The following is a 26,877-nucleotide window of genomic DNA, read 5'->3' on the forward strand; positions in this document are numbered from 1 at the left end:
GTTACATGATCTTGTCTCGCCGTCGGCTGCTCACTGTCGGTTCGACCGCTGTCGCGGGTGCAGTCGTTGGAGCGCCGTTCATCGCGCGGGCTCAGCAGGCTGAGTTCTCCTACAAATACGCGAACAACCTGCCGGATTCCCACCCGATGAACGCGCGGGCGCGCGAGATGGCCGCCGCGATCAAGGCGGAGACGAACGGGCGGTTCGATCTGCAGATCTTTCCGAGCAGCCAGCTGGGGTCGGACACGGACACGCTCAGCCAGGTGCGCTCGGGCGGCGTGGAATTCTTCACCCTGTCGGGCCTGATCCTGTCGACCCTCGTCCCGGCCGCGTCCATCAACGGGATCGGCTTCGCGTTTCCGGACTATGCGACCGTCTGGAAGGCGATGGACGGCGACCTCGGCGCCTATGTGCGCCAGCAGATCACCAAGGCGAACCTGGTGGTCATGGACAAGATCTGGGACAACGGCTTTCGGCAGACGACATCGTCCACGAAGCCGATCAGCACCCCGGACGACCTGAAGGGCTTCAAGATCCGGGTCCCGGTCTCGCCGCTCTGGACCTCCATGTACAAGGCGTTCGACTCGGCCCCGACGTCGATCAACTTCAACGAGGTCTATACGGCGCTACAGACCAAGGTGGTCGACGGCCAGGAGAACCCGCTGGCCATCGTGTCCACGGCGAAGCTCAATGAAGTGCAGAAATACTGCTCGCTGACGAACCACATGTGGGACGGCTTCTGGTTCCTGGCGAACCGGCGCGCCTGGGAGCGGCTGCCGGAGGATGTGCGCGCGATCGTCGCCAAGCATATCAACGCCGCGGGCGTGAAGGAGCGTGAGGACGTGTCCAAGCTGAACGGCAACCTGCAGCAGGAGCTCGCCGCGAAAGGCATGGTCTTCAATCAACCCGATCCCGGCCCGTTCCGGGAGAAGCTGCGCAAGGCGGGCTTCTACTCGGAATGGAAGGGCAAGTACGGCGACGAGGCCTGGGCGCTCCTCGAGCGTGCCGTCGGGTCCCTGGCCTAGCCCACTTGGGACCGGGATCCCTGCGCCTGCCGGCGCAGGGATCAGGCAATCGTGCGGCCGGAAGGCGCCTCGGCTTCCCGCATGCCGGAGAATCGTAGGGAACGTTCGGACATGACATCCTCCGCCCAGGCACTTCCCGCCACAGAACCGCTCATCGTCGCCGAGAGCGACGAGGTTCGGGCCGGATCGCGCTTCCTGAAGCCGGTCGAGATCGTCGCGTCCGGCCTGCTGGTCGCGATCGTCGTGCTTCTGCTGGCCGGCGTAGCCTCGCGCTACGTGTTCTCGCTCTCGGTCGTCTGGATCGACGAGGTCGCGTCCCTCTGTTTCCTATGGCTCGCGATGCTCGGCTCGGCGATCGCGCTCGACCGCAACGAGCATCTCAGGCTGACCCTGTTCCTGCACAAGATGCCGGAGCGTGCCCAGGCCTTCCTGGGGGCCTTCGCGCCCCTGGTGATCGCCACCTTCCTTCTCGTCCTGATGGTGCCGGCCTTCGACTACGCGCTGGAGGAATGGTACATCACGTCTCCCGCGCTGAATATCCCAAGCACCTTCCGCGTCGCGGCCATTCCGTTCGGAATGGTGGCCATGCTCGGGATCGTTCTGGCATACGCGCTGAAGAACGCGTCGTGGCGCGATCTCGTCGTGGCGGCTCTCCTAATCGCCGCGGTCGCTGCCGCGCTCTGGTTCTTCTCGCCGTCCCTCGTCCGAATGGGAAGCGGCAAGATCATCCTGTTCCTCGTCGTCTTCGTGGCCCTGTGCCTTGCCGCCGGGGTGCCGATCGCGTTCTGCTTCGGCATCGGCACGCTGAGCTATCTGGCCTTCGCCACCCAGGTTCCGATCTTCGTGATGATCGGACGGATGGACGAGGGCATGTCGGGCATCATCCTTCTGTCGGTTCCGATCTTCGTCCTCCTAGGCTGCATCCTCGATGCGACCGGGATGGGCAAGGCGATCGTCGATTTCCTGGCGTCGCTTCTCGGGCATGTGCGGGCCGGAATGTCCTACGTGCTGCTCGGCTCTCTCTTCGTCGTGTCGGGCATCTCGGGATCCAAGGTGTCCGACATGGCCACCGTGGCGCCGGCCCTGTTCCCGGAGATGAAGCGGCGCGGTCACAGCCCGCGGGAGATGATCGCGCTGCTCGCCACGGGCGCCGCCATGGCCGACACCGTTCCGCCCAGCATCGTCCTCATCGTCCTGGGATCCGTCGCGGGCGTGTCGATCGCGGGCCTGTTCACCAGCGGCTTCGTGGTCGCCATGGTGCTGCTCGCGGCCCTGGCAGTCCTGGCGCGCTGGAAGTCCCGCCACGAGAGCATGGAGGGCGTCCGCCGGGCGTCCGCATCCCTGATCGGCCGCACGCTGCTGGTGGCGGCGCCCGCGCTCGTCCTGCCGTTCCTCATCCGCAGCACGGTCGCCGGCGGCGTCGCCACCGCCACCGAGGTGTCGACCATCGCGGTCGTCTATGCCCTGTTCGTGGGAGTGGTTCTCTACGGCGGCATCGGCTGGCGCAAGCTCTACGGGATGCTGGTCGAGACCGCGGCGCTCACCGGGTCGATCCTGCTCATCCTCGGCACCGCTCTCGCCATGGCATGGGCGATCACGCAGGCGGGCGTCGCGCAGAGTCTCGCCTCCATCATGACGGGCCTGCCCGGCGGCTGGATCGCCTTCATGGCGCTCACCATCGTGGTCTTCATGATCCTGGGCTGCGTGCTCGAGGGACTGCCCGCCATCGTCCTGATGGCCCCGCTCATGTTCCCCATCGCCAAGAGCCTCGGGATCAACGACATCCACTACGCGATGGTCATCGTCACGGCGATGAATATCGGCCTGATGACGCCGCCGATCGGCATCGGCTTCTATCTCGCCTGCAAGATCGGCAACGTGTCGCCCGACGAAGCGATCGGGGCGATCTGGCCCTATCTCGTGGCGCTCATCGCGGGCCTTGTGATCATCGCCACCGTCCCGTGGATCTCGACGGCGTTCCTCTGACGCATCCCGCAACCTGCAAGGATGATGGACAGAGCCGTTCGACAAAGGAAAAACTCACCGATGGCACGCCATGGCTTGATCGGTCTTCGGAAATGCCGCCCATGACCGCCTCTCTTCCGAACCCTGCGGGAGGCGTCGTGCCCGTGTCGAAGCGGGTCATGAACCTCGCCAACTTCCTGCACCAGGCGGCCCGGCGCCACGGACCCGATATCGGCTTCGTCTGGGGCGAGGAGAGCTGGACCTGGACCGAGCTCGCCCGCCGCGTCGACGCCATGGCGGCCGCCCTTGCGGCGAACGGGATCGGCAAGGGCGACCGCGTCCTGGTGCAGTCGAAGAACTGCAACCAGATGTTCGAATCCATGTTCGCCTGCTTCCAGGTCGGAGCCGTCTGGGTGCCGGCGAACTTCCGCCAGACGCCCGACGAGGTGGCCTATCTCGCCCAGTCGAGCGGCGCCTCGGCGCTGATCTGCCATCGCGATTTTCCGGACCATGCGGCGGTCGTCCGCGAGGCCGCGCCCGGCATCCGGTTCGCGATCTCCATCGGAGCCTCGGGCTTCGGCGACGATTACGATGCGCTCGTGGAACGGCACGCCGGCGAGAGCGTGCCGCTGGCATCGGTGGAGCACGACGATCCGTGCTGGTTCTTCTTCACGTCCGGCACGACGGGACGGCCGAAGGCGGCGGTTCTGACCCACGGCCAGATGGCGTTCGTGGTCACGAACCACCTCTGCGACCTGATGCCCGGCACGACGCACCGCGACTCGTCCCTGGTGGTCGCGCCCCTGTCCCATGGCGCGGGCGTCCACCAGCTCACGCAGGTGGCGCGCGCGGCCAAGACCGTGCTGCTGTCGAGCGAGCGCTTCGATGTCGACGAGGCCTGGCGGCTCGTCGAGCAGTGGCGGATCACCAATCTCTTCACCGTGCCCACCATCGTGAAGCTGCTGACCGAGCATCCTTCCGTGGAAACGCACGACCATTCCTCGCTCCGTTACGTGATCTATGCCGGCGCCCCCATGTACCGGGAGGATCAGAAGCATGCGCTCAAGACGCTCGGCAAGGTGCTGGTCCAGTATTTCGGGCTGGGCGAGGTGACCGGGAACATCACCGTGCTTCCGCCGGCCCTCCACGAGCCGGACGATGGTCCCGACGTGAAGGTCGGGACCTGCGGCTACGAGCGCACCGGCATGCAGGTCTCGATCCAGGACGAGCAGGGGCGGGAGGTGGCGGCCGGACAGACGGGCGAGATCTGCGTCTGCGGGCCGGCCGTCTTCGCGGGCTACTACAACAACCCGGAGGCCAACGCGAAGGCGTTCCGGGACGGCTGGTTCCGGACCGGTGATCTGGGGCATGTGGATGAGCAAGGCTACCTCTACATCACCGGTCGCGCGTCGGACATGTACATCTCCGGCGGCTCGAACGTGTATCCGCGCGAGATCGAGGAGAGGATCCTCACACATCCGGCCATCGCCGAGGTGGCGGTTCTGGGCGTGCCCGATCGAACCTGGGGCGAGGTGGGCGTCGCGGTTTGCGTGACGCGGCCGCAGGCGAACGTGAGCGAGGGCGAGCTTCTCGCCTGGATGGACGGCAAGGTGTCCCGGTACAAGCTTCCGAAACGGATCTTCTTCTGGGAAGCTCTGCCGCGATCGGCCTACGGCAAGATCACGAAGAAGGATATCCGGGCGGAACTCGAGAAGCGCGGGTCCCTGCCGCCGGCCGAGCCGGCGCCGGGTACGACCTGACAGAAACCGCACCATCGTCGTCAGACCCGAGAGGAGAGAACCATGGCGCAGCCGCAGACAGTGCTCGTGACCGGGGGGGCGTCGGGGATCGGGCTTGCGGTGGTCGAAGCCATTCTCGCCGAGGGGTGGCGCGCCATCGTGGCGGATCTCGAACAGAAGAGCCTGGATCGCTGCAGGGAGGCACTCTCGCCGGCCAACAACTGGGTGCGGTTCGAGCGGATGGACGTGGCCGACGAGGAGGGAGTCGTCCGCACGATCGCGGCCTGCGAGGCGGAGTTCGGACCGATCACGGGTGTTGTCAACTCGGCCGGGATCGGTCGCGATGTGCCCGCCCTCGACACGAGCGTCGATCTCTTCCGCAGGATGCTCGAGGTCAACCTGATCGGCAGCTTCGTCGTGTCCCGCGAAGCGGCCAAACGGATGCGGGATCGCGGGAGCGGTTCCATCGTCAACATCGCGTCCGTGTCCGGCCTCGTAGGCAACAAGGGGCGCGTCGCCTATGGAGCCTCGAAGGGTGGCGTCATCACCATGACGAAGGTCATGGCGGTCGAACTCGCTTCCCTCGGGATCCGCGTGAATGCCATCGCGCCCGGGCCGATCGAGACACCGCTCGTCCAGGAGGTCCATACGCCCGACGTGCGCGCGGCCTGGATGACGACCGTCCCCCAGCGCCGCTATGGCTCGCCGGACGAGATCGCCGGCGCCGCCGCGTTCCTCCTCGATCCGCGAAAATCGAGCTACATCACCGGGCAGACCATCTGCGTGGACGGCGGGTTCTCCATCGCGGGCATTCTGGCTCCCAAATCGGATGCAGCCGCCCGCACCGGACAGGAGTGAGCGCACGATGGGCACGCGTCTGAAGGACAGGATCGCCATCGTGTTCGGCGCGGGATCCTCGGGACCCGGTTGGGGCAACGGAAAGGCGGCCGCCGTTGCCTATGCACGCGAGGGCGCGAAGGTGGCCTGTGTCGATCTCGTCCAGGACGCCGCCGAGGAAACGGCCAGCATCATCGGCCAGGAGGGCGGCGTCGCCCTGGCTGCTGCCGCGGACGTCACCGACCTGAGCTCCATCGGCAAGGCGGTGGAACGCGCGGTTGCCGAGTTCGGGAGGATCGACATCCTGCACAACAATGTCGGCGTGACGCACATGGGCGGGCCGGTCGAGTTGAGCGAGGAGCAGTTCGCGGCGGCCTTGAACCTCAATATCGGCCCGGTCTACCGGACCTCCAAGGCCGTCATCCCGCATATGCTTCGGAACGGCGGCGGCGCGATCGTCAACATCTCGTCGCTCGCGGCGATCCGCTGGACCGGCTATCCGTATTTCGCCTATTCCGCCACCAAGGCGGCCGTCAATCAGGCGACCGTCGCCCTGGCCATGCAATATGCCCGCCAGGGCATCCGGGCGAACTGCATCATGCCCGGGCTCATCGACACGCCGCTGATCTACAAGCAGATCTCCGGGCAATATGCCTCCGTCGACGAGATGGTGGCCGCGCGCAACGCGGCCGTGCCGCTCGGGACGATGGGTACGGCCTGGGACATCGCGAATGCGGCCGTCTTCCTGGCCTCCGACGAGGCCCGGTTCATCACGGGCGTCTGCCTGCCGGTCGACGGCGGCCAGAGCTGCGCCGTATCCGAATTGCGCTGACGCTTGATCCTGAGGTTGAGGATGGCCCCCAGACTCATTCATCACCCTGGCCCGGTCGCGCCGGCGCGCGTGTCCGCCGTCCTTGGTTCCGCGGTTCCGCTGCGTTTCACCCTCGAGCCGGGCCAGGCCGTGGATGCAGCCATCGCGAAGGGGTTCGCCGAGGCAGGGTGCGGCGGCGGCTTCGTCGAGCTCAGGGGCGGCCGGTGCGAGCCGTTCCAGTTCGTCATGCCGGCCGCCTCTCCGGATGACCTCCATGCGGCGTGGTACAGCCAGACCTTCGCCCCGGAGGGCGTGGTCGAGATCGAGCGCGCCGGCGTGATCGTCGGGTGGCGTGACGGAAAGCCGTTCATCCATTGCCATGGGATCTGGAATTCACGAGACGGCCGGCAGATGGGCCACATGCTCGGCCCGGCATCGATCGTCGCGGAGCCGATCGCCGTGACCGGGATCGGATCGCGGTCGGCGACCTTCGAGGCTCTGCCCGACCAGGAGACCAACTTCACCCTGTTCGAGCCGGCGACCTTCGATGGAGGAGATGCGGCCGGGGATCATCGTGCGCTGCTGGCGAAGGTCAGGCCCAACGAGGATATCAGCTTGGCGATCGAGGCGATCTGCGCGCAGAACGCGATCAGGACGGCGAAGGTCCATGGCATCGGCAGTCTGAACGAGGTTCGGTTTTCGGACGGAGCCCGGGTCGACTCCCACGCCACGGAGGTTCTCATCCGCCGGGGCAGGGTGGCCGACCTGGACGGCGCGCCGCGGGCCCATCTCGACATCGACGTCGTCGACATCCAGGGCAGGGTCTTCGAAGGTGAGATCGTTCGCGGCGACAACCCGGTCTGCGTCACCTTCGAGCTGGTCATCGAGCCGCTGGCGGATTGATTCCGTCGGGGGTCGGTCTCCAGCCTACTCGGCCGGCACCGGCTCCCGGCCTGTCCGCTCCGCATAGGCCCGTGCGAGCACCGCGCAGACCAGCAGCTGGATCTGATGGAACAGCATCAGGGGCAGGATGATCGCGCCGACCATGCTGGCCGGGAAGAGGATGCTGGCGATGGGGACGCCGCTGCCGAGGCTCTTCTTCGAGCCGCAGAACACGATGGCGACCTCATCCCGGATCGAGAACCCGAACAGCCGGCTCGCCATCGTGGTCGCCACGAGGACGAGGCCAAGCAGGACGCAGCTGATGAGGACGAGGACGATCATGTCCCCCGCTGCCAGCTGGTGCCACAGGCCTTCCACGGCCGCCTCGCCGAAGGCGTAGTAGACGACGAGCAGGATCGCCCCGCGGTCGACGAGGCTCGTGAGCCTCCGGCGCTTCTCCACCCATGATCCGAACCAGGGACGCAGCAGATGCCCGAGCAGGAACGGGACGAGGATCTGCAGCACGATCTCGCCGATGGCCCCGAACGACACCCCTGCCTGCGTCTGCATGAACAATCCCATCAGCAGCGGAGTGAGAAGGACGCCCAGAACGTTCGAAGCCGAGGCGCTGCACACGGCCGCCGCGACGTTCCCGCCGGCGATGGACGTGAAGGTAATCGATGACTGGATCGTGGAGGGGAGAAGGCACAGGTAGAGGATGCCGAGCGCGATGCCGGGCGCTAGATACGACTGGAGGTACGTCTTCGTGAGCAGTCCGAGGATCGGGAACAGGATGAAGGTCGCGGCGAACACCATCAGGTGCAGACGCCAGTGGACGGCGCCCTGCACGATGGCCTGACGCGACAGGCGCGCGCCCTGGAGAAAGAACAGAAGCGCGATCGACCCGACGATGACCATCTTGAGAATGGGCGCCGCCGCACCGGTCGCCGGAAGGATCGTCGCGGCGACGGCCGTCGCCACGAGCGCGATGGTGAAGCGGTCGGGCCGCAGGAGGGACAGGAAGGCCATCGGGCGTGCGCTCCGGGTTGGTCTCTAAAGCATCGGACCCAAAAGTGGACTTGCACTTTTGGGATCCATCCGATGCTTCCTTCTTGAATGAGAGCATCGGTCAGAACGGAAAACCGGATCCACTTTTCACTGGCGTGGCCCTTCGGGTCGCTGACGCGGCCCTCCGGGTCCGTCCGATGCTCTAAGACCGCGGTCCGAAGAAGCGCGCATCCTGCTCCCGGCGAAGCCTCATCAGGGGCGATGCCTCGGGCCATTCGAGATCGCTCATGCGGATTTCCTGACCCTTCGAGACCGGGTTCGCCAGCCGGCAATCGGCGGCGAGGTAGAACGGGGCAGGAGCGCTCGCGGCCAAAGGCCCGGCGGGCCGGAACTCGGCGGTGACGCCGGAGATCGTGTGGTGGTGCCCGCCCATCGCCAGCTCCGTGCCGGCCGGCAGGTCCTCGGCGGCGACGGCGATCAGGTCGTACCGCGGCTGGTAGTCGGACCCGTAGCCCGACATCCCGTGGATCGCCGCATCGAGAATGCTGCTGGCGGCCTCGAGGCCGAGCAGGTGCCGCGGCAGGAACACCATGGCGTTCGCCCCCGTCCGGCTGACAACGTGGCCCTTCTGGGCCAGCATGTCCCAACTCTTCGCGTCATCGCAGCGGACGACCACGAAAACGCCGCCCGCGAAGCTGATCTCGTAGGGCTTGCGCAGGCAGTGGAACACGTCGAGGCGCCCGTCGCCCGCGAGAATGCCGCCATCGTCCCGGCGCGAGAAGATGGTTGGAACCTCGCCGATGCGCGCGAGCGGCGCGTGGAGATCGAAACGGTCGGGCTGGAGGCCGGTGGCGTTCGCGACGACCATGAGTTCGCACAGATCCGGCACGGCGCGCTGCGGGAAGCCCGCGATGGCCTGGTGCCGGGCCGCGAGAATCTCCTCGATGTCCCGTCCGCCGAGGGTCCAATGGGCGTTCAGGTCCACGTTCTCGGCGGAGCGCTCGTTGCTGGCGAGATGACCGGAGGACGGATCGAAGACGAAGTCGTATTCGCTGGACTTGCCGGCGGCCACGATATGGAAGCCCATGATCTCGGCCCAGGTGGCGAGGCCGATGAGCAGGCTCGGCTGATCGCCGTCGACCGTCGTGACGACGCGGCCGCGCTCGGCCGCCAGAGCCTTGAGGCCGGGTCCGACCACGCTGTCGAGTTCCTTCGTGACGAGCGCGAGGTGCTTCTCGCTCTCGACCGAGAGCAGGGCATGACGGGCGGCCGCCCGAGGCTGTCCGGTCGCCTCGACGACCACGTCGAAGGGGAGATCGGAGACGAGCGCGAGGTCCTTCGTGGCGATGTAGTCGCCGCGCTCCCAGGCGGCCCGTGCGTCATGAGCCGACGCGCAGATGTGGATCCGGCGCGGATCGATGCCGGCGGCCTTCAAGCCCGAGGCCGCACTCTCCGCCGTGAGATCGACTGCGATGCGGGCGTTTATCAGGGGAACACGCTGGGCCTGCCCGAGGAAGCTCTGGCCGAAGCCGCCCGTTCCGACCACGCAGGTCTCCACGGGGCGGCCGGCCTTCGCATAGAAATCATGGTAGTTCATCGCGCATCTCTCCCGTTCCGGTAAGCGGTCGCCACCGGTCTCATGTGCCGCCGAATGGGTCGTTCTCGTGGGTCTTCGCCCTACCGAAGCATGGTCCAGGCCTTCAGGAAGAAGTCCGGGGCGCCGAAATTGCCGGATTTGAGGGCGAGGGCGAGGTCGATCCCGGCGAGGGACCGGGTCCAGGGCACGCCAGGGTCGATCTCGGGACCGATCGCCAGGGCATCGACCCCGAGGGCGTTCACGACGGCCCCGGACGTTTCGCCCCCGGCCACGATGAGGCGGGTGAAGCCGAGGCCGGGCAGCGCCTGCGCGATTTCCGCGAGGGTCTTCTCGACGATCTCTCCGGCGTTCATGCGCCCGAGCCTGTTCTGGACGGCCTGGACCTCCTCGGGCGTCGCCGTGGAGTAGATCAGGGCGGGTCCCGTCGTCGCCTGCACGTTCAGCCAATCCAGAGCCGTGCGGGCCGTCGTGGCGCCGGAGGCGAGATCGAGCGCGTCGAGGCGGAGCGCCGGGATCCCGGCCTCGATCGCGGCCTTGACCTGTCCCCGGGTCGCGCTGGAGCACGAGCCGGCCAGGATGATGCTGCGGCCGTCCGGGGCATCGAAGCCCGTCGACGCGGGTGCGGCGTCGCGCTCGCCGCGCCGGTAGGCTGCGGGCAATCCCATGGCGACGCCCGATCCGCCGGTCATGAGGGGAAGGTCCGCGGCCGCAAGACCGATGGCCCTCAGATGCGCGTCGCTCAGCGCGTCGACGATCACGATCTGGTGGCCGGCGGCCTTCTCGCGTGCGAAGGCGGCCCGGATGGCATCCGCTCCGGCTTCCACGTCTTCATAGGCGACGAGCCCGACCGTCCGCCTGGTCTGACGCTGCAGGACCCGCACGAGATTGGAATCCCGCATGGGGGTGAGCGGATGGTCCTTCATGCTGCTCTCTTGCAGCGGCACCCCGTTCACGAAGAGATGGCCCTTGTAGACCGTGCGGCCATTGGCCGGAAAGGCCGGGCAGGCGAGGGTGAAGTCGCTTCCTGTGAAGGCCAGGAGGGCGTCGGTAACCGGCCCGATATTGCCCTCGTCGGTGGAGTCGAAGGTGGAGCAGTATTTGAAGAACAGGTGCTCGGCGCCGGCCTTCCGCAGGATCTCCGCGGCAGCAAGAGACTGATCGATGGCCTCCTTGGCCGGGATGGTCCTGGATTTCAACGCCGCCACGACGGCATCCGCGCCCGACAGGTCGAGCTCCGCGCGCGGCGCCCCGATGGTCTGGATGGTGCGCAATCCCTCCCGGGCGAGCATCAGGGCAAGGTCGGTGGCTCCGGTCAGATCGTCGGCGATGCATCCGAGCTTCATGCCACGGCTCCCTGAGTGCTGGAGGAGGATGGATCCCGGCTCCAGGCGGACAGCCAGCCGAGGCCGTCTTCCGTGCGGCCGCGGGGCTTGTACTCGGCGCCGACCCAGCCGCCGTATCCCAAATCATCCAGGGTCCGGCAGATGGTGCGGTAGTCGACCTCGCCCTCGTCCGGTTCGGCACGGCTCGGCACCGCGGCGATCTGGACATGGCCGATCACGTCGAGGAAGTCCTTGAGCCGGCGTGTGAGATCGCCCTGCATGATCTGGGTATGGTAGCAGTCGAACATGATCTTCACGTTGCGCCGTCCGACCTGATCGATGATCGACGCGGCCTGCTCGACGGTGTGCAGGAAGTATTCCGGCTTGTCGCGATGGTTGATCGGTTCGATGAGCACGGTCATGCCGGCCTGGGCGGCCCTGTCGGCAGCGAGCTTCAGGTTCGCCACGAAGGTGCTCTCGGCTGCTGAGGCGGCATCCGGGGCGACCAGCCCGGACATGCAGTGGACGGCGGTCGCGCCGATCGCATGCCCGTAGGAAACGGACTGTTCCACGGCCTGCTGGAACTCGCTCTCGCGGCCCGGCAGGGCTCCGAGCCCGAAATCGCCCGCCGCGGCGTTCCCCACCGGGGTGTTCAGACCGAGCATGGTCACATGATTGCTGGTCAGGGCACGTCGCATCTCCTCCGCAGGCACGTGGTATGGCCAGTGCATCTCGACGGCCTTGAAGCCCGCCGCGGCTGCGGCCGCGACCCGGTCGATTTCGGGAAGCTCGGTGAAAAGGAAACCTAGATTGGCCGAGAAGCGGGGCATCGGTTCATCCGCACGGGTGGGAGGGGTGGTGAGGCGCAGAACAGCAATCCTGAGAAGCGTCCGAAGGATCGTCCGCGATCGCCTCGTCCAGCTTGAAATGAGACACCAGGTCCCGAACCTGGGCGCGGGTCAGAAGGCGCGGGTTGAGTCCGTGGAGAAGGAGGCGCAGCTTCGCGGTCTCTTCCAGTTCCTCGGTCGCATAGACGGCGGCTTCCAGATCCTTGCCCGCCACGACCGGGCCGTGATTGGCCAGAAGAACGGCGCTGTAGCGTCCGGCAAGGCCTCGGATCGCGTCGGCGACGGCCGCATCGCCCGGCCGGTAGTACGGGACGAGGGCTGTCCGCCCGACCCGCATGACGTAATAGGCCGTCATGGGCGGCAGGGCATTGGCGGGGTCCACGTCCGGCAGCATCGAAACGGCGACGGAATGCGTGGAGTGCAGGTGAACGATCGCCCCCGAATCCGGGCGGGTCGCGTAGAGCGCCGAGTGGAGAGGCAGTTCCTTGGTCGGCGCATCGCCGTCCACGAGGCGGCCGTCCCCATCGAGCTTGCTCAAGCGCGCCGGGTCGAGAAAGCCCAGGGAGCTGTTGGTCGGCGTCGTCAGCCAGCCCCCGTCGCTCAAACGGACCGAGATGTTGCCCGAGGATCCGGCGGTCAGGCCGCGTTCGAACAACGACCGCCCGAACCGGCAGATCAACTCGCGAAGCTGGCTCTCATGGCTCATGTCCGGTTCCTCGCAGTGGATGGTGACTGAACGACGCCACCGATCAGATCGCGTGCCTGACGCGCTCCCAGGTTTTCAGCATGTGGGCGTTCAGGATCGTCGACAGCCGCTCGGCATCGCGCGCCTCGAGCGCCTCGACCATTTCGACATGGTCGGCCACCGCGCCGGCCCATTTCTCAGGCCCTTCGTTGCCGATGTAGCGGATGCGCTTCAGCCGGGCCTGCAGAACGTTGTGAACCGACACCAGAGCCTCGTTCTTGGAGAGCCGGAGGATGGCGGAGTGGATGTTCTGGTTGAGCTTGAAGTAGGGGAGGCGGTCGCGCTTCTCGTACATGTCCATCATGCGGTCATGCAGCTGCCGGACCTCCCGGATTTCGGACTCGGTGGCGTGCTCGCAGGCCAGCCGCCCGGCAAGGCCCTCGAGATTGCCCAGCACGATCAGGCTGTCGTGCACGTCCTTCGCGGTGAACTGGCGCACGACCGCGCCGCGACCGGGTGAGAGTTCCAGCAAACCCTCGCTGACCAGGAACTTGAGTGCTTCCCGCAACGGTGTCCGCGAGACCCCCAGCATCTTGCCGAGGTTGCCCTCGTGGAGGCGGGTCCCCGGAGCGAGCTCGCCTTCGATGATCATGTCGCGCACCCGCGCCACGATGGCGTCGTGAAGGGTAGGGCGGACGATGGGACCGCGCGAATCGATCTCGTCGATCAGCAAGGGGGCGGCCTCAGATGCCATGGCTCGTTCCATACTTTGCCGTGTTTCCACAGATCCTGACGGGGATAGACCCCTCTATACAACTTTTTCCTGAACCGCCGCAAACAAAATTCTGTATGCAGCATACTTGCGTACGAAATTTGCGGCTGTTAACGTTCAGTCGTCATCCCGAGAAGAGGTTGCCGTGAGCGCTCAATCCTTGCCGACCCCGTCCGAAAAGCCGACTGTCGCCTTCGCCATGGGCGATCCGGCCGGAATCAGCCCCGAGTTGGCGGCCAAGCTCATCGCCTCCGAGGAGTTCCGCTCCGGCGCCGATCTCGTGATCTTCGGGGATCTTCGCATCCTCGAACGTGGAGCCCAGGTGGCGGGCGTCGCCGTGGATGTGGATGTCGTCGCGTCCGAGCAGGCGCTTCCGGATCGCGCCGCCCGTCCCGTCTTCGTCGATCTCAAGAATCTCAGTCCGGATCAGGTCGTGCCCGCCACGGCCACGCTCGAGGGCGGCGTCTTCGCGACCGAGAACTTCCGGCGTGCCCTGTTGCTCGCCCAATCCGGCCGCGCCGATGCGGTGTTCTTCACGCCGTTCAACAAGAAGGCCATGCGTCTGGCCTATGACGGTTACGACGACGAGATCCGCTTCGTGCGCGACGTTCTCAAGACGTCGGTGGCCGCGAGCGAGTTCAACGTTCTGGGGCAGACCTGGAACGCCCGCGTGACATCGCACATCCCGCTGTCGCAGGTCGCGGCCGCGATCTCCGAGAAGGCGATCCTGCGGTCTCTGACGCTGGCCGATCAATGCATGCGGGCCGCAGGCTTCAATCCGCCGCGCATCGCCGTCGCCGGCCTCAATCCCCATGCGGGGGACGGCGGCAACTTCGGCACCGAGGAAATCGACATCATCGAGCCGGCGGTCCGGCAGGCGCAGGGGAAGGGCTTCACGGTCGAAGGACCCTTCCCGTCGGACACCGTCTTCCTGCGCGCCAAGAACGGCGATTTCGACGCCGTTCTCACCATGTACCACGACCAGGGCCAGATCGCGATGAAGCTGATGGGCTTCGATCGCGGCGTGACGCTGATCGGCGGCTTCGAGTTCCCGATCTGCACGCCGGCTCACGGCACCGCCTACGAGATCGCCGGCCGCGGCATCGCGAATCTCGGCGCGAGCCGCGAGGCGCTCTCTCTCGCCATCCGCATGGGCGCCGAGGTGCGCGCCCGCCGGTCGGAGGCGGAGCAGCCCAGATTGTCAGCGGTCAATTCCTAAAACAGCCGGTTCCAAGAGCCGACGCCATCGGTTGGAAACATCACAGGGAGGAAGAACGATGCTCAAGAAGACTTCATGGTTGGTGGCCACCGCCGTCGCGGTGACATTCAGCGGCCTCGCGCAGGCGGACTGGAAGCCTACGAAGCCAGTCGAATTCGTCGTGACATCGGCACCCGGCGGCGGCACCGACAACTTCGCCCGCGTCGTGCAGTCGATCATCGCCAAGCACAAGCTGATGGAGCAGTCCATCGTCGTCACCAACAAGGGCGGCGGCAGCGGCGCGGAAGGCTTCATCTACACGAAGGTCGCGACGGGCGACAGCCACAAGCTGACCTTCGGCACGAATAACGCCTATCTCCTGCCGTACGTGGCGAAGCTCGCCTACAAGCCCGACGAGCTGACCCCGGTTGCGGCCATGGCCCTCGACGAGTTCCTGCTCTGGGTCAAGGCCGATGCGCCCTACAAGGACGCCAAGAGCTATATCGAGGCCGTGAAGGCGAAGCCCGACACGTTCAAGATGGGCGGCAGCCAGTCCAAGGACACGGACCAGACGCTCACCAGCCTGATCCAGGATGCGACGGGCGCCAAGTTCATCTACGTCCCGTTCCAGGGCGGCGGTGCGGCCGGCGTGCAGCTTGCCGGCGGACATATCGACTCCAACACCAACAACCCGAACGAGAATGCCGGCCAGTGGAAGGCCGGGGCAGTCACCCCGCTGTGCGTCTTCAGCCCGACCCGCCTCCAGGGCAGCGCCAAGGTCACGGCCACGATGGGCTGGTCGGACATTCCGACCTGCAAGGAAGCGGGCATTCCGATCGACCAGTTCCAGATGCCGCGCACCGTATGGCTGCCGGGCGGCGTTCCCGCCGAGGCGGTTTCGTTCTACGCCGACGTCCTCAAGAAGGTGAGCGAGACGCCGGAGTGGAAGGAATACATCGAGCGCACCTCCCAGACCGACAAGTTCCTGGCCGGCCAGGACCTGAAGACCTTCATCGCCGCCGACGACGCGAAGAACCGCAAGGTTTTCGAGGAAGAAGGCTGGGTCGTCCGCTGACGCCGGCGACCGCACGGCCGGCGGAGGAAGGCTCCGCCGGCTCCTCTTTCATGTGGCATGGATCGAACCGGGACGGACGCGATGATTTCTCGTTTCAACGCTGAGATCGGAACCGCGACGCTGACCGCAGGCCTCGGGCTCGCGGCGGTCGTCGGCGCTCTGGAATTCGGGATCGGCTGGGGAGATGCCGGGCCTGAGCCCGGAGCCTTCCCGTTCTATATCGGCCTGCTGGTCGTGGCCGCCAGCATCGGCAATCTCGTCCAGGCGACGGCCGGACGCCGCGGGCTGCAATCGGTCTTCCTGCACAAGGAGGAGGCCAAGCGCGTGGCGTCGTTCTTCGTGCCCATGCTCGCCTTCGTGGTGGTGGCCCGTCTGCTCGGTCTTTACGTCGCGACGGCGCTGTACCTCGCCTTCGTCATGCGGGTGCAGGGACAGTACCGGCTCGCGATCTCCATCGCGTCGGGCATCGCCGCCGCCGTGATCTTCTACTTCGTGCTCGAGGTGGCCTTCCAGGTACCTCTCATGAAGGGCCCGCTCGAGGCCGCCCTGGGCCTCTACTAGCCCCCATCCGGACGGAGACAGGTCGTGGAAAATTTCGCATCACTCCTTCATGGATTCGGCGTCGCCCTGACGACTTACCATGTCATGCTCATGATGGTCGGCGTTCTGCTGGGCATCCTGGTCGGCGTCCTGCCGGGTCTCGGTGCGCCCAACGGCGTGTCGCTGCTGCTCCCGCTGACCTTCACCATGGACCCGGTTGCGGCGATCATCCTGCTCACCAGCATGTACTGGGGAGCGCTGTTCGGCGGATCGACGACGTCGATCCTCTTCAACATTCCCGGCGAGCCTTCATCCGTCGCAACCACATTCGACGGTTATCCCATGGCCCGACAGGGGCAGGCGACGCAGGCGCTGACGCTCGCCTTCCTGTCCGCGGGCTTCGGTGCTCTCGTCGGCGTGATCCTCATCACCGTGCTGTCGACCTGGGTGGCCAAGTTCGCGCTTCGCTTCAGCTCGCCCGAGTACTTCGCCGTCTACTTCCTGGCCTTCGCCAGCTTCATCGGGCTGGGCGCCGCATCTCCGTTCAAGACCATCGTGTCCATGGGCCTCGGGTTCGCTTTCGCCTCGGTCGGCATGGACACGGTGTCGGGCGGCCTGCGCCTCACTTACGGGTTCAACGAGCTACTCTCCGGGATCAGCTTCCTCATCGCGGTGATCGGATTGTTCGGCATCGGAGAACTCATGCTCACCATGGAGGAGGGGCTGCGCTTCGACGGCATCCGCGCCCGCGTCAGGATCGGCGACGTGTTCAGGACCATCGCGACCCTGCCCCGCTACTGGGTGACGCTCCTGCGCAGCAGCATCATCGGGTGCTGGATGGGCATCACTCCGGGCGGACCGACCGCCGCCTCCTTCATGAGCTATGGTCTGGCCAAGCGCCTGTCGCGCCGCAAGGAAGGTTTCGGCCAGGGCGAGCCCGAGGGCGTCGTGGCGCCCGAGACGGCGGACCACGCCGCCGGCAGCAGCGCCATCCTGCCGATGCTGGCTCTCGGCGTTCCCGGTTCTGCAACGGCGGCCGTCATGATGGGCGGCCTCATGATCTGGGGCCTGAATCCCGGACCGATGCTGTTCGTCGAGCGGCCGGATTTCGTCTGGGGCCTGATCGCCAGCATGTATCTCGGCAACATCGTGGCCGTGCTCATGGTGCTCGCCACGATCCCGCTCTTCGCCTCGATCCTGCGCATTCCCTTCGCCATCATCGGTCCCGTGATCGTCGTCGTGTGCTTCATCGGCGCCTACACGGTCGCGGGGCGGCCCTTCGATCTGTGGCTGGCGCTCGCCTTCGGCGTGGTGGGATACCTGTTCAAGAAGCTGGATTATCCGATCGCCCCGCTCGTCCTGGCCATGGTGCTCGGCGACAAGGCGGAGGACGCTTTCCGGCAATCCATGATCATGTCGCGGGGTTCGCTCTCGATCTTCTGGTCGAATGGCCTCGTCGCCACGCTGATGCTGATCGGACTGGCGCTTGCGTTCGGGCCCTTGCTGAGCACCGCTCTCGGGCGCCTGGTGAAGCCCAAGGCCTCGTCGGCAGTCGCTTGAGACCGATCTCGAGAGGTCCGCTCAGACCTGCGCGGACCGCCCTGAAGGAGTTTCCGATGACGCCATCACCCTCCGCCGACGTGGCGTTCCTTGGCATCGGTCTCATGGGATCGCGCCAGGCGAGACGTCTGCTCGACGCAGGCTATACGTTGACGGTCTGGAACCGCTCGCGCGACAAGGCGGAGGCGCTTGCCGCCTTCGGTGCACGCGTGGCCGAGACGGCGTCCGATGCGGTGAGCAACGCCGACATCGTCATCCTCATGCTCGAGAACGGCAGGATCGTCACGGACGTGCTCTTTTCTCAAGGCGTTGCGGAAGCCCTGCAGCCCGGAGCCATCCTGGTCGACATGAGCTCCATCAAGCCGGCAGAGGCTCAGGAGCACGCACGGCGCCTTCAGGAGCGCGGCGTCCATCACGTCGATGCCCCTGTCTCCGGTGGGACCACCGGAGCGGAGCAGGGCACCCTGGCCATCATGGCCGGCGGCGAGGCCGAGATCTTCGGCAAGGTCGAGCCGATCCTCGGGATCATGGGGCGCCCCGTTCATGTGGGACCGCACGGGGCAGGGCAGCTCGCGAAGCTCGCCAACCAGATCATCGTCGGAGTGACGATCGGGGCGGTCGCGGAGGCCCTTCTGCTGGCCGAGCGCGGAGGCGCCGATCCGGCCAAGGTCCGCGAGGCTCTTCGCGGGGGCTTCGCGGAAAGCCGCATCCTTGAACTGCACGGCCAGCGCATGGTCGAGCGCGATTTCGTCACCAGGGGCCGTTCGGTCACCCATCTCAAGGATCTCGACAACGCTCTCGACGCGGCGGACAGGATCGACCTCGACGCCCTGCCGTATACCGCCCTGACTGCGGACCTGTTCCGCGGACTGCTCGAGCATGCGGGCGATCTCGACCACAGCGGGCTCCTCGTCGAACTCGAGCGCCGAAACCCGACCGGAGCCTCGGCCGGTTCTCAGGGTGAGGCGCGACTTCGCTCCAAAAGCTGATCGAGGGTCGGAGAGCCGAGACGCCCTCCGAAATGCTCGCATTTCATGGCGGCGGCCATGTTGGCCATCCGTACCCTCGGCTCCAGATTCCAATCGTTGACCAGCCCATAGACATAGGTGCCGTGCCAGACATCGCCCGCGTTCAAGGTGTCCACGGCGCGGACGGGGATCGACGGGACCGTGGCGATGTCGCCGCCCGAGCCGCCCCGCTGCCATATCAGGGCACCGGCGGCGCCGAGCGTCACGCCGACCACATTCGCTTCGATCCCGGCCGCAACATCCCGCAGCGCCTCGCCGGGTGTGCCACGGTCGGACAGGGAGAGCAGGGCGGGTTCGGAGAACAGCACGTGGTCTGCCAGCGTCATCATCTCGCGCAGCGCCTCGGGAGGCGAGACATCGGCGTCGAGCACGGTCGGGACCCCGCAACGGCGCGCTTCGGCGAGGAGCGCCCGTGCGCCTTCGGGCCAGCGCATGTCGACCAGGACGGCCGCGGCATCGGCGACTGCCTGGAGCGGCAGCCAGCTCGGATCCGGATCGAGCGACGGGTCGGTGTAGGGCACCACCAGTCGTTCGCCCTCACGGTCGACGAGAATCGTGGAAAAGGCCGTCCGGGCACCCTCAACCCTGCGGATTCGATCGATGCGCACGGCTTCATGCGTCAGGTCGCGCAGGAAGCTCTCGCCCGTGGGATCGTCCCCGACGCGCGCCCAGAGCTCGACATGGCCGCCGAGGCGGGCGATGGTGACCGCGGCGGCCGTCGCCATTCCGGACGCGACCTGCACGGCTTTCTCGGGCAGAACCTTGGCTCCGTGCCCGGGAATGCGCTCGATCTTGAAGATGGTGTCCCAGAACGCGCATCCGAGACAGATCACCGGTTTCCGCTTCATCGCCTATTCGAGCCTGAGCGCCCGCGCGCGCGCGTTCATGACGTGAGCGATGGCGGCCTCCACGGCCGCGGCGGTGTCGCGCCGCTTCATGGCCGCGATGATGGCGAGGTGCTCCCGCATCACCGGGATCACGAGATCCTCGTCGAGGCTCGTCTCGCTCTGACGGATGAGCCGAACCTTGATCCAGTTCACCCGGTAGGCTCTTGAAATGATCTCGTTGTTCAGGTCGTCGATCACCGTCTCGTGAAACTCCCGGTCGACCTGCTGGGCTGTGGCGATCAGATGGTGGGTCAGGCCGTCCCGGGCGGCGTCGACGATCGACTGGTGGGCGGCTTCGATCCGTGCGATCGCGGCATCGCTGGCGGTCTGGGTGAAAACGGCGATCGCCTCCCGTTCCAGGATCAGCCGGAACTGGAAGGCGTTGCGGATCAGCGTGATGTCGAGCGGCAGAACCTGCAGCCCGCGTTGCGGGACGGTGACGATCAAGCCTTCCGCTTCCAGCCGGGGGATCAGCTCGCGGATAGCGCCCAGAGGCTGTCCGGTAAGGGCGACCAGCTCCCTCTGGGTCACGAACTGACCGGGCTTGATCTGGCTCCGCAGAAGCTGTTCGGTAAAGACGTCATAGGCCCGCTCGCGCAGCTTGATCTCCGTGCGGGGGACCGGGCGGGCGATGCTCATGCAACGGCCTTGATCACGGGCCCGAACGGCTCGAGCAGAGAGACCGCTCGCGCGGTCGTCCGTTCGTCCAGCGTCGGAAGCGGGGGCCTGACGACCGCCCAGACCGGGTCTTTGCGCACGTGGGCCGTGAGCGCCTTCACCATCGGAACGATGGGATGGCGGCAGATCTCCTGAACCAGCGCGACGATGCGTGGGTCGTCCCGTCCGTTCTCCGCCAGCTCGATGACAGCCTCCGGCAGAACGTTGGCCACGCCGCAGATGGATCCCGCCGCGCCCGCCGCGCAGGCGCGCCCGAGATAGGTTTCGTCGCCGACCAGGATGTCGAGCTCGGGAAAGGCCTCGATGAGGGCGAATGTGGCCTCGGGGCTGCCGGCGCTGTCTTTGACGCCCCGGATGGCCCCGGGATAGCGATCCCGCAGGTGTGCGATGACCGTGTGTGACAGGGGAACGCCGGTCATGCCGGGAATGTGGTAGAGAATGATGTCCCGAAGATCGCCGCCGACGGCGTCGAACACGGCCGAATACCAATCGAGCACGGCATCGTCCGGGGCAGGGCGGAAGTAGAAGGGCGGTGCCAGCAGCACCGCATGGGCTCCGCGACGCAGCGCCTGGCTGGTGCTGGACGCGGCCTCCTCCGGCGAGCAGGCGATCACGCCCTCCACGAGCTTCTCGGCCGGGATCCCATGTCCCACCATTCCGTGGGCGACGCGCTCGCGCTCCGTCGCGCCGACGGAGGGACCCTCACCGGTCGTCCCGAACAGGGTCGCCGTCCGGCAGCCCCGGGCAAGGCAATCCTTGGCATGGGAAGCCAGGCGATGAACGTCCACCTTTCCGTCCAGAAAGGGGGTAACGAGGGCAGGACTGATGCCGAAGCTGAGCGACACGGGCGCCTCCAGGAACAGCTTCGATGCGAAGCCGGGCAACTGCTGTGTTGACACTAACATGTTACATGGTGCTTAATCGGTTGCAAGCACGGAAATGAGTCCGAACGGACCGTTACGCTCAAATACGGAGGAAGTGATCATGGCTGCCACGGGCGGATCGTTTACACGTCGTACATTTCTCGCAAGCACGGCGGCCGCGACCGCCGCATACGGCCTGGGCGGCGTCGCGCCTGCCTTTGCGGACGTGAACTGGAAGAAATACGCCGGCACGAAGATCGGCGTGAACCTGATCAAGAGCCCGCGCGGCGAGGTTCTGCAGAAGTTCGAGAAGGAATTCACCGACCTGACCGGGATCGAGGTCTCGTCGGAGCAGACGCCCGAACAGCAGCAGCGGCAGAAGGCCGTGATCGAGTTGAACTCGGGCAGCCCGAGCTTCGATGTGGTGCATATCAGCTACCATGTGCAGAAGCGCCAGTTCGAGAAGGCCAAGTGGCTCGCCGACATCAGCGGCTTCATGAAGAATCCTGAACTGACGGATCCGAGCCTCACCGAGAGCGACTTCTCCCAGGCCGGCCTGCTCTATGCCAAGAACCCGCAGGGCCAGATGCTGTCGCTGCCGTTCTCGGTCGATTACTGGATGGTGTACTGGAACAAGGACCTGTTCGCCAAGAAGGGGCTCGCCTATCCGCAGACCTTCGAGGAGATGGTGAAGGCTGCGGAAGCCCTGACGGATTCGAAGGAGGGGACCTACGGCTTCGTTGCCCGTGGCCTCAAGAACGCCAATGTCCCCGTCTGGACGAGCTTCCTCCTGGGCCACGGTGTCGATCCCGTCGATGCCAACGGCAACCTGATGACGGATTCGCCCGAGGGCATCGAAGCCGCCAAACTCTATCAGCGCCTTCTCACCAAATCCGCCCCGCAGGGCGTGGCCGGCTTCAACTGGTCGGAATGTCAGTCGGCCTTCCTGCAGGGCAAGATCGGCATGTGGCTCGACGGCGTCGGCTTCGCGCCGCCGCTGGAGGATCCGGAAAAGTCACGGGTCGTCGGCAAGGTCGGCTACGGGGTCATGCCGCGGGGCCCCAAGGCGCAGGCTTCGGCGACATTCGGCGACGGCATCGGGGTCACGGCCGCCAGCAAGAACAAGGAGGCGGCGTATCTCTACTGCCAGTGGGCGGTCTCGAAGCTGATGGGCGCTCGCCTGCTGCAGGCGGGCGGCGGCGTACCGTTCCGCCAGTCGATCCTCAACGATCCCGAGACCCGCAAGGGCGTGAAGATGCCCCCGGCCTGGATCGACGCGGTGGTGGAATCGGGCAAGATCAGCAAGCTGGGCCTTCCCGTCATCCAGCCGGTCACCGAGTTCCGAGACATCGTCGGCATCGGCCTGACCAATCTTCTGGGAGGCGGCGATCCGGCCGCCGAGATGAAGAAGGCGACGGAACAGTTCAAGCCGATCCTCGAGCGCAGCGAGAAGGCCTGATGCGCGCCCGACGGGAGATGATCACGATGGCGGAGCATATCCATGGCCACCATCGCTGAACGCCAGGTCACGCCGGCGACGGAGCCGGCACCCGCCCCGGACGCGAGCCCGAAGAGCCTCTACTGGCCCTTCGTCGTGCCCGCCGTGGCCGTGGTGGGGTCGGTGATCGTCTTCCCGTGGGTCTTCACGGTCTGGATGAGCCTGCATGAGTGGACGGTCGGCGGAGCGAGGCGCTTCGCCGGCCTGTCCAACTATCTGCGTCTCGCCTCGGACGAGCGCTTTCTCACGTCGGTCGGCCACACCCTTGTCTACACGATCCTGGCCGTCGTGCTGCCGCTGATCTTCGGGACGCTGGCTGCACTCATCTTCAACTCCCGTCTGCCCTTCCGTGGAGTTCTGCGCGGCGTGTTCGTCATGCCCATGATGGCGACGCCCGTAGCCGTCGCGCTCGTCTGGACGATGATGTTCCATCCGCAGCTGGGGGTGCTGAACTATCTTCTGTCCCTCGTGGGCATCGGGCCCCAGGCCTGGGTGTTCAACCCGTCGACGGTGATCCCGTCGCTGGTTCTCGTCGAGACCTGGCAATGGACGCCCCTCGTCATGCTGATCGTCCTGGGCGGTCTCGCGGCCATCCCGACGGAACCCTACGAGAGCGCCTCCATCGACGGAGCGACGATCCTTCAGCAGTTCCGCTACATCACGCTGCCGATGATCGCCCCGTTCCTCATGGTGGCGGTGATCATCCGGACCATCGACGCCCTGAAGAGCTTCGACATCATCTACGCGATCACCCAGGGCGGACCCGGCACGGCCTCGGAAACCATCAACCTCTATCTCTACAGCGTGGCATTCGCCTATTACGATGTCGGCTACGGATCGGCGATCGCGGTCGTCTTCTTCGCCATCGTGATCGCATTGTCTCTCCTCATGCTCCATCTTCGACAGCGCACGAAATGGATGGACGTTCAGGCATGAGCATGAACCTTCGCAAAGTCGCCCGTTCGCTCGGCCTGCTGTTCGTCGGGATCGTGCTGGTATCGCCTGCAATCCTGTTCTTCCTTTGGATGATTTCGCTCTCGCTCAAGTTCGAGGTCGACAACGCCGCCTATCCGCCGATCCTGATCCCGGAGCGCTTCGCCTGGAAGAACTATACGGGCGTGTTCGAATCGAACCGCTTCGGGCTCTTCTTCCTCAACAGCGTGATCGTGACCGGCGCCGCCACCGGGCTCGCCCTGCTGATCGGCGTGCCGGCCGGCTATGGCATCGCCAGAATGAAGGCGACCAAGGCTGCCGTGGTCGTGCTCATCGCCCGCATGACCCCGGGGCTTTCGTACCTCATCCCCCTGTTCCTGCTCTTCCAGTGGCTGGGGCTGATGGGCACGCTTCTCCCACAGATCATCGCCCACCTCGTGATCACGGTGCCCATCGTCATCTGGATCATGATCGGCTATTTCGAAACGACGCCGCTCGAGCTTGAAGAGGCCGCCGTCATCGACGGCGCCAACCGGTGGGACGTGTTCCGCCATATCGCCCTTCCCATTGCCAAGCCGGGGATCACGGTGGCGTTCATCCTGGCGGTGATCTTCTCCTGGAACAACTTCGTGTTCGGCGTCGTCCTGGCGGGCCGGGAGACCAGGACCCTGCCGGTCGCCGTCTACAACATGCTGTCTTTCGAGCAGCTGAGCTGGGGACCGCTGGCGGCCGCGGCCCTGATCGTGACCCTGCCGGTCCTGGTCCTCACCATCGTGGCCCAGCGCCAGATCGTAGCCGGCCTCACGGCCGGAGCCGTGAAGGGCGGGTGAAGCGGGGCGGAGAGGCGACGGGCACCCTGTCGGGAGTCCAGCCCCTGCCGGACGCAGCGGCGGTCAAGGGTTTCGGGCCGCAACACATCGCCGGAATGGGTATGCTCCCTGGTCGAAAATTCTCGTTTTTTGTCCCGAACGATCAAGCGGCCTTGCGGGAGGGATGTACCATCGTCGCCCTGATGGTTCCTGCCTCATGCCTCGAGCATACGAGCCGACACACGGGAGGATGGCGATGAACAGGATTCTCTTGGCGATCGGGGCGCTCGCGGCGAGCGCACTTCTCGTTCCAGCCGATGCCTATGCCCAGCGCTTCGGCGGAGGCGGGTTCCGGGGAGGCGGCTTCGGCGGCGGCGGATTTGGGGGAGGCGGCGCTTTCCGGGGCGGCGGATTTGGAGGAGGGGGCGCTTTCCGGGGCGGCGGCTTCGGCGGCGGCTTCGGCGGTTCGAGAATGTTCATCCCGCGGGGAGGGATGGGCGGCTTCAGAGGCGGAGCGATTGCCGGCCCCGGCCTCGGCCGCGGGGACTTCCGGGTGGGTGCCATCGGCCGGCCGGGCTATGGCTTCCGTGCTCCCTTTTATGGCGGTGTGGCCGGCGCGTACCGGCCCTATTACCGGGGTTATTACGGGCGCTATTACGGCGGCTATCCGTATTACCGCAACTATTATCGCGGCTACCCGTATTACGGAGGGGTCTTGGCCGCAGGGCTGGCGCTCGGGGCGCTGAGCTATCCGTATTACGGCTATGGGTATGGGTACGATTATCCGTACTACGGATATTACCCGGCCGCCGTCGCCGATGGGGAAGATTGCTACTGGGTCCGCCGCCGCATCGTCGGGCCTTATGGACGGGTCGTCATCCGCCGTCAGCAGGTCTGCAACTACTGAGCCAGGCCGCGGCGGGCGGGTTGCTTTCCCGTCCGCAACTGCCGCCAAGGGTCATCCCGGACCGGGCGCGGCGCTTCGGCGCTCCATTCCTCGAAAGCGCATCGGGCGGAAGACCGGTGCGCTTTCTCGCGATGCTCAAGCGCACCGTGCGAGAAAGTGGACCCGGTTTTTCGCAGTCGACGGTGCGCCGCTCAAGGGATTGAGCATCAGAATCGATCCCAAAAGTGGGTCCACTTTTGGGTCCGATGCTCTAGAGATTGATGATGTAGCGGTAGTTCATGTCCGCGGCACTGCCGGCTCCCGTCAGGATGACGCCTGTCTCGAACCGGTTGTCGTTGTTGAGATCGGACAGCAGGTAGCCCGTATCCGTCTGGGCATTGTAGAGGAACACATGAGCGATGCTGGCGCTCGTGAAGGTCGCCTCCGCCTGGGATGCCGCCTCTTCGATGGACGCCGCGCCCGTGGCGGCCTCGCGGTAATTGGCAGAGGTTCCGGCGATCCTCATGGCGATCCAGTCGGTTGCCGCAGCCCAGTCGGTGATCGTGTCCGCGGTTGTGCTGGTGATGCCTGACGAGTTACGCGTGAACTGGAAGGCGTCGTCGCCGGTTCCACCGGTCAGCCTGTCCTGCCCCGAGCCGCCGTCGAGAAGATCGTCGCTCGATCCGCCCGAGAGGGAATCCCGGCCCGAACCGCCGTAAAGGTTGTCGTAATCCGCCCCGCCGGACAGGCGGTCGTTGCCGCTGTCCCCGAACAGGAAGTCGAACCCGTAGCCTCCGGTGAGACTGTCGTTGCCCGACCCGCCGTGGAGGTCGTCGGGACCATCTCCCCCGTTCAGGTAGTCGTTGCCGTTGCCACCCACCAGAACGTCGTAGCCCCAGCTGCCGTAGATGTCGTCGTTCCCGCCGAAGCCGTAGAGATCATCGTCGCTGCCGAAGCCGTAGATCACGTCGCGTCGGGACGTGCCGTCGAGAAGATTGGGCCAGTCGTCGCCAAAGATGGTCGTCATGACTTCCTCCGAAGGTGCCCCTCGGGATTCTGCAAACGATCCGGGCCGTTTGTCGGAGATCGATTTCTCAGGCGGCCATTATACGCCTTCCCCCGTCGGCGTGCCCGAAAATGCCGAGGCGGCCGCTGGATATTTTGCACTATGACGCGAACGGGCGCCGCGTCCGGGAGCGGGACGGGTTCAAGAGGGCAGGTGGGTCGATGAGCGGAGAGCCACACCGGCTCGACCCGCTGCAGCTTTTCAGTGGGATTCGGGTTGGTCTGCTTTGCGCTGAACGGCAAAAGCCCTCGGAGCGGTTTGCTCGCGAGGGCTTATGTGATTTGGTTGCGGGGACAGGATTTGAACCTGTGACCTTCAGGTTATGAGCCTGACGAGCTACCGGGCTGCTCCACCCCGCGGCAATG

Annotated in this window: 25 protein-coding genes and 1 tRNA gene; 15 read left to right on the top strand and 11 right to left on the bottom strand. The window is 66.0% G+C overall.

Annotation, left to right across the window (positions count from 1 at the left end; all coding sequences use genetic code 11):
- The first annotated feature begins 5 nt into the window (after positions 1-5).
- From NF876_RS25030 to NF876_RS25055, 6 genes are all read left to right on the top strand, one after another.
- Positions 6-1,025, top strand: a complete 1,020-nt coding sequence (locus NF876_RS25030) for a TRAP transporter substrate-binding protein (protein WP_262271166.1) — start codon at positions 6-8, stop codon at positions 1,023-1,025.
- Positions 1,026-1,136: 111 nt separating this feature from the next.
- Positions 1,137-3,011 (top strand): TRAP transporter large permease, encoded by a 1,875-nt coding sequence (locus NF876_RS25035; protein WP_262271167.1) that lies wholly within the window; start codon positions 1,137-1,139, stop codon positions 3,009-3,011.
- Positions 3,012-3,112: 101 nt separating this feature from the next.
- Positions 3,113-4,750, top strand: a complete 1,638-nt coding sequence (locus NF876_RS25040) for an acyl-CoA synthetase (RefSeq protein WP_262271168.1) — start codon at positions 3,113-3,115, stop codon at positions 4,748-4,750.
- Between the two features lie 42 nt (positions 4,751-4,792).
- Entirely contained in the window at positions 4,793-5,587 is a 795-nt protein-coding gene (locus NF876_RS25045) for an SDR family NAD(P)-dependent oxidoreductase (RefSeq protein ID WP_262271169.1), read from the top strand.
- 7 nt (positions 5,588-5,594) lie between these two features.
- Positions 5,595-6,398 (top strand): SDR family NAD(P)-dependent oxidoreductase, encoded by an 804-nt coding sequence (locus NF876_RS25050; protein WP_262271170.1) that lies wholly within the window; start codon positions 5,595-5,597, stop codon positions 6,396-6,398.
- A gap of 21 nt (positions 6,399-6,419) precedes the next feature.
- Positions 6,420-7,280 (top strand): PCC domain-containing protein, encoded by an 861-nt coding sequence (locus NF876_RS25055; RefSeq protein WP_262271171.1) that lies wholly within the window; start codon positions 6,420-6,422, stop codon positions 7,278-7,280.
- Between the two features lie 24 nt (positions 7,281-7,304).
- Here NF876_RS25055 and NF876_RS25060 read toward each other — a convergent pair whose 3' ends face one another.
- From NF876_RS25060 to NF876_RS25085, 6 genes are all read right to left on the bottom strand, one after another.
- Positions 7,305-8,288 (bottom strand): bile acid:sodium symporter family protein, encoded by a 984-nt coding sequence (locus NF876_RS25060; RefSeq protein WP_262271172.1) that lies wholly within the window; start codon positions 8,286-8,288, stop codon positions 7,305-7,307.
- 181 nt (positions 8,289-8,469) lie between these two features.
- Positions 8,470-9,864, bottom strand: a complete 1,395-nt coding sequence (locus NF876_RS25065) for an NAD(P)H-dependent oxidoreductase (RefSeq protein ID WP_262271173.1) — start codon at positions 9,862-9,864, stop codon at positions 8,470-8,472.
- 80 nt (positions 9,865-9,944) lie between these two features.
- Positions 9,945-11,207 (bottom strand): 3-oxo-tetronate kinase, encoded by a 1,263-nt coding sequence (gene otnK / locus NF876_RS25070; RefSeq protein WP_262271174.1) that lies wholly within the window; start codon positions 11,205-11,207, stop codon positions 9,945-9,947.
- Positions 11,204-12,016 (bottom strand): hydroxypyruvate isomerase family protein, encoded by an 813-nt coding sequence (locus NF876_RS25075; RefSeq protein ID WP_262271175.1) that lies wholly within the window; start codon positions 12,014-12,016, stop codon positions 11,204-11,206. Before NF876_RS25075 ends, otnK begins: the two co-directional genes overlap by 4 nt.
- A gap of 4 nt (positions 12,017-12,020) precedes the next feature.
- Positions 12,021-12,740, bottom strand: coding sequence for a 3-oxo-tetronate 4-phosphate decarboxylase (gene otnC / locus NF876_RS25080; RefSeq protein ID WP_262271176.1), 720 nt, complete (start codon positions 12,738-12,740; stop codon positions 12,021-12,023).
- Positions 12,741-12,783: 43 nt separating this feature from the next.
- Positions 12,784-13,473, bottom strand: coding sequence for a GntR family transcriptional regulator (locus NF876_RS25085; RefSeq protein ID WP_262271177.1), 690 nt, complete (start codon positions 13,471-13,473; stop codon positions 12,784-12,786).
- 217 nt (positions 13,474-13,690) lie between these two features.
- Here NF876_RS25085 and NF876_RS25090 point away from each other — a divergent pair, with 217 nt between their 5' ends.
- From NF876_RS25090 to NF876_RS25110, 5 genes are all read left to right on the top strand, one after another.
- The gene (locus tag NF876_RS25090) at positions 13,691-14,710 is read left to right on the top strand and encodes a 4-hydroxythreonine-4-phosphate dehydrogenase PdxA (RefSeq protein WP_262271190.1); all 1,020 of its coding nucleotides are present in this window, start codon (positions 13,691-13,693) and stop codon (positions 14,708-14,710) included.
- 58 nt (positions 14,711-14,768) lie between these two features.
- A complete protein-coding gene (locus NF876_RS25095; protein ID WP_262271178.1) occupies positions 14,769-15,764 on the top strand; it encodes a Bug family tripartite tricarboxylate transporter substrate binding protein in 996 nt (331 codons plus the stop codon).
- A gap of 81 nt (positions 15,765-15,845) precedes the next feature.
- A complete protein-coding gene (locus NF876_RS25100; RefSeq protein ID WP_262271179.1) occupies positions 15,846-16,325 on the top strand; it encodes a tripartite tricarboxylate transporter TctB family protein in 480 nt (159 codons plus the stop codon).
- Positions 16,326-16,349: 24 nt separating this feature from the next.
- Entirely contained in the window at positions 16,350-17,864 is a 1,515-nt protein-coding gene (locus NF876_RS25105; protein WP_262271180.1) for a tripartite tricarboxylate transporter permease, read from the top strand.
- Positions 17,865-17,920: 56 nt separating this feature from the next.
- Positions 17,921-18,853, top strand: a complete 933-nt coding sequence (locus NF876_RS25110; RefSeq protein WP_262271181.1) for an NAD(P)-dependent oxidoreductase — start codon at positions 17,921-17,923, stop codon at positions 18,851-18,853.
- Here NF876_RS25110 and NF876_RS25115 read toward each other — a convergent pair.
- The 3 genes from NF876_RS25115 to NF876_RS25125 are packed head-to-tail and all read right to left on the bottom strand — an operon-like array spanning position 18,820 to position 21,362.
- A complete protein-coding gene (locus NF876_RS25115) occupies positions 18,820-19,740 on the bottom strand; it encodes a PfkB family carbohydrate kinase (protein WP_262271182.1) in 921 nt (306 codons plus the stop codon). The two genes, NF876_RS25110 and NF876_RS25115, sit on opposite strands and share 34 nt — an antisense overlap.
- Positions 19,741-19,743: 3 nt before the next feature.
- Entirely contained in the window at positions 19,744-20,418 is a 675-nt protein-coding gene (locus tag NF876_RS25120) for a GntR family transcriptional regulator (RefSeq protein WP_262271183.1), read from the bottom strand.
- A complete protein-coding gene (locus NF876_RS25125; RefSeq protein ID WP_262271184.1) occupies positions 20,415-21,362 on the bottom strand; it encodes a dihydrodipicolinate synthase family protein in 948 nt (315 codons plus the stop codon). The genes NF876_RS25120 and NF876_RS25125 overlap by 4 nt, the downstream gene beginning before the upstream one ends.
- Before the next feature lie 79 nt (positions 21,363-21,441).
- Here NF876_RS25125 and NF876_RS25130 point away from each other — a divergent pair, with 79 nt between their 5' ends.
- From NF876_RS25130 to NF876_RS25145, 4 genes are all read left to right on the top strand, one after another.
- Positions 21,442-22,779, top strand: coding sequence for an ABC transporter substrate-binding protein (locus NF876_RS25130; RefSeq protein WP_262271185.1), 1,338 nt, complete (start codon positions 21,442-21,444; stop codon positions 22,777-22,779).
- Between the two features lie 42 nt (positions 22,780-22,821).
- A complete protein-coding gene (locus NF876_RS25135) occupies positions 22,822-23,754 on the top strand; it encodes a carbohydrate ABC transporter permease (protein WP_262271186.1) in 933 nt (310 codons plus the stop codon).
- A 2-nt stretch (positions 23,755-23,756) separates the two neighbouring features.
- Positions 23,757-24,581 (top strand): carbohydrate ABC transporter permease, encoded by an 825-nt coding sequence (locus tag NF876_RS25140; protein ID WP_262271191.1) that lies wholly within the window; start codon positions 23,757-23,759, stop codon positions 24,579-24,581.
- A 235-nt stretch (positions 24,582-24,816) separates the two neighbouring features.
- Positions 24,817-25,467, top strand: a complete 651-nt coding sequence (locus NF876_RS25145; protein ID WP_262271192.1) for a hypothetical protein — start codon at positions 24,817-24,819, stop codon at positions 25,465-25,467.
- A 250-nt stretch (positions 25,468-25,717) separates the two neighbouring features.
- On the opposite strand, the gene NF876_RS25150 is transcribed toward NF876_RS25145, so the two are convergent.
- Together NF876_RS25150 and NF876_RS25155 are read right to left on the bottom strand one after the other, a co-directional pair.
- Complete coding sequence (locus NF876_RS25150) at positions 25,718-26,473, bottom strand: calcium-binding protein (protein ID WP_262271187.1); 756 nt, start codon at positions 26,471-26,473, stop codon at positions 25,718-25,720.
- Positions 26,474-26,794: 321 nt separating this feature from the next.
- Positions 26,795-26,871, bottom strand: a tRNA-Met gene (locus NF876_RS25155).
- Between the last annotated feature and the right edge of the window lie 6 nt (positions 26,872-26,877).

This window comes from Microvirga yunnanensis, assembly GCF_025460875.1.

Excerpts from the sequence above, each read along its gene's own strand:
- NF876_RS25030 (WP_262271166.1), top strand. The coding sequence starts at position 6 with ATGATCTTGTCTCGCCGTCGGCTGCTCACTGTCGGTTCGACCGCTGTC.
- NF876_RS25035 (WP_262271167.1), top strand. The coding sequence starts at position 1,137 with ATGACATCCTCCGCCCAGGCACTTCCCGCCACAGAACCGCTCATCGTC.
- NF876_RS25040 (WP_262271168.1), top strand. The coding sequence starts at position 3,113 with ATGACCGCCTCTCTTCCGAACCCTGCGGGAGGCGTCGTGCCCGTGTCG.
- NF876_RS25045 (WP_262271169.1), top strand. The coding sequence starts at position 4,793 with ATGGCGCAGCCGCAGACAGTGCTCGTGACCGGGGGGGCGTCGGGGATC.
- NF876_RS25050 (WP_262271170.1), top strand. The coding sequence starts at position 5,595 with ATGGGCACGCGTCTGAAGGACAGGATCGCCATCGTGTTCGGCGCGGGA.
- NF876_RS25055 (WP_262271171.1), top strand. The coding sequence starts at position 6,420 with ATGGCCCCCAGACTCATTCATCACCCTGGCCCGGTCGCGCCGGCGCGC.
- NF876_RS25060 (WP_262271172.1), bottom strand. The coding sequence starts at position 8,288 with ATGGCCTTCCTGTCCCTCCTGCGGCCCGACCGCTTCACCATCGCGCTC.
- NF876_RS25065 (WP_262271173.1), bottom strand. The coding sequence starts at position 9,864 with ATGAACTACCATGATTTCTATGCGAAGGCCGGCCGCCCCGTGGAGACC.
- otnK (WP_262271174.1), bottom strand. The coding sequence starts at position 11,207 with ATGAAGCTCGGATGCATCGCCGACGATCTGACCGGAGCCACCGACCTT.
- NF876_RS25075 (WP_262271175.1), bottom strand. The coding sequence starts at position 12,016 with ATGCCCCGCTTCTCGGCCAATCTAGGTTTCCTTTTCACCGAGCTTCCC.
- otnC (WP_262271176.1), bottom strand. The coding sequence starts at position 12,740 with ATGAGCCATGAGAGCCAGCTTCGCGAGTTGATCTGCCGGTTCGGGCGG.
- NF876_RS25085 (WP_262271177.1), bottom strand. The coding sequence starts at position 13,473 with ATGGCATCTGAGGCCGCCCCCTTGCTGATCGACGAGATCGATTCGCGC.
- NF876_RS25090 (WP_262271190.1), top strand. The coding sequence starts at position 13,691 with ATGGGCGATCCGGCCGGAATCAGCCCCGAGTTGGCGGCCAAGCTCATC.
- NF876_RS25095 (WP_262271178.1), top strand. The coding sequence starts at position 14,769 with ATGCTCAAGAAGACTTCATGGTTGGTGGCCACCGCCGTCGCGGTGACA.
- NF876_RS25100 (WP_262271179.1), top strand. The coding sequence starts at position 15,846 with ATGATTTCTCGTTTCAACGCTGAGATCGGAACCGCGACGCTGACCGCA.
- NF876_RS25110 (WP_262271181.1), top strand. The coding sequence starts at position 17,921 with ATGACGCCATCACCCTCCGCCGACGTGGCGTTCCTTGGCATCGGTCTC.
- NF876_RS25115 (WP_262271182.1), bottom strand. The coding sequence starts at position 19,740 with ATGAAGCGGAAACCGGTGATCTGTCTCGGATGCGCGTTCTGGGACACC.
- NF876_RS25120 (WP_262271183.1), bottom strand. The coding sequence starts at position 20,418 with ATGAGCATCGCCCGCCCGGTCCCCCGCACGGAGATCAAGCTGCGCGAG.
- NF876_RS25125 (WP_262271184.1), bottom strand. The coding sequence starts at position 21,362 with ATGTTAGTGTCAACACAGCAGTTGCCCGGCTTCGCATCGAAGCTGTTC.
- NF876_RS25130 (WP_262271185.1), top strand. The coding sequence starts at position 21,442 with ATGGCTGCCACGGGCGGATCGTTTACACGTCGTACATTTCTCGCAAGC.
- NF876_RS25135 (WP_262271186.1), top strand. The coding sequence starts at position 22,822 with ATGGCCACCATCGCTGAACGCCAGGTCACGCCGGCGACGGAGCCGGCA.
- NF876_RS25140 (WP_262271191.1), top strand. The coding sequence starts at position 23,757 with ATGAACCTTCGCAAAGTCGCCCGTTCGCTCGGCCTGCTGTTCGTCGGG.
- NF876_RS25145 (WP_262271192.1), top strand. The coding sequence starts at position 24,817 with ATGAACAGGATTCTCTTGGCGATCGGGGCGCTCGCGGCGAGCGCACTT.
- NF876_RS25150 (WP_262271187.1), bottom strand. The coding sequence starts at position 26,473 with ATGACGACCATCTTTGGCGACGACTGGCCCAATCTTCTCGACGGCACG.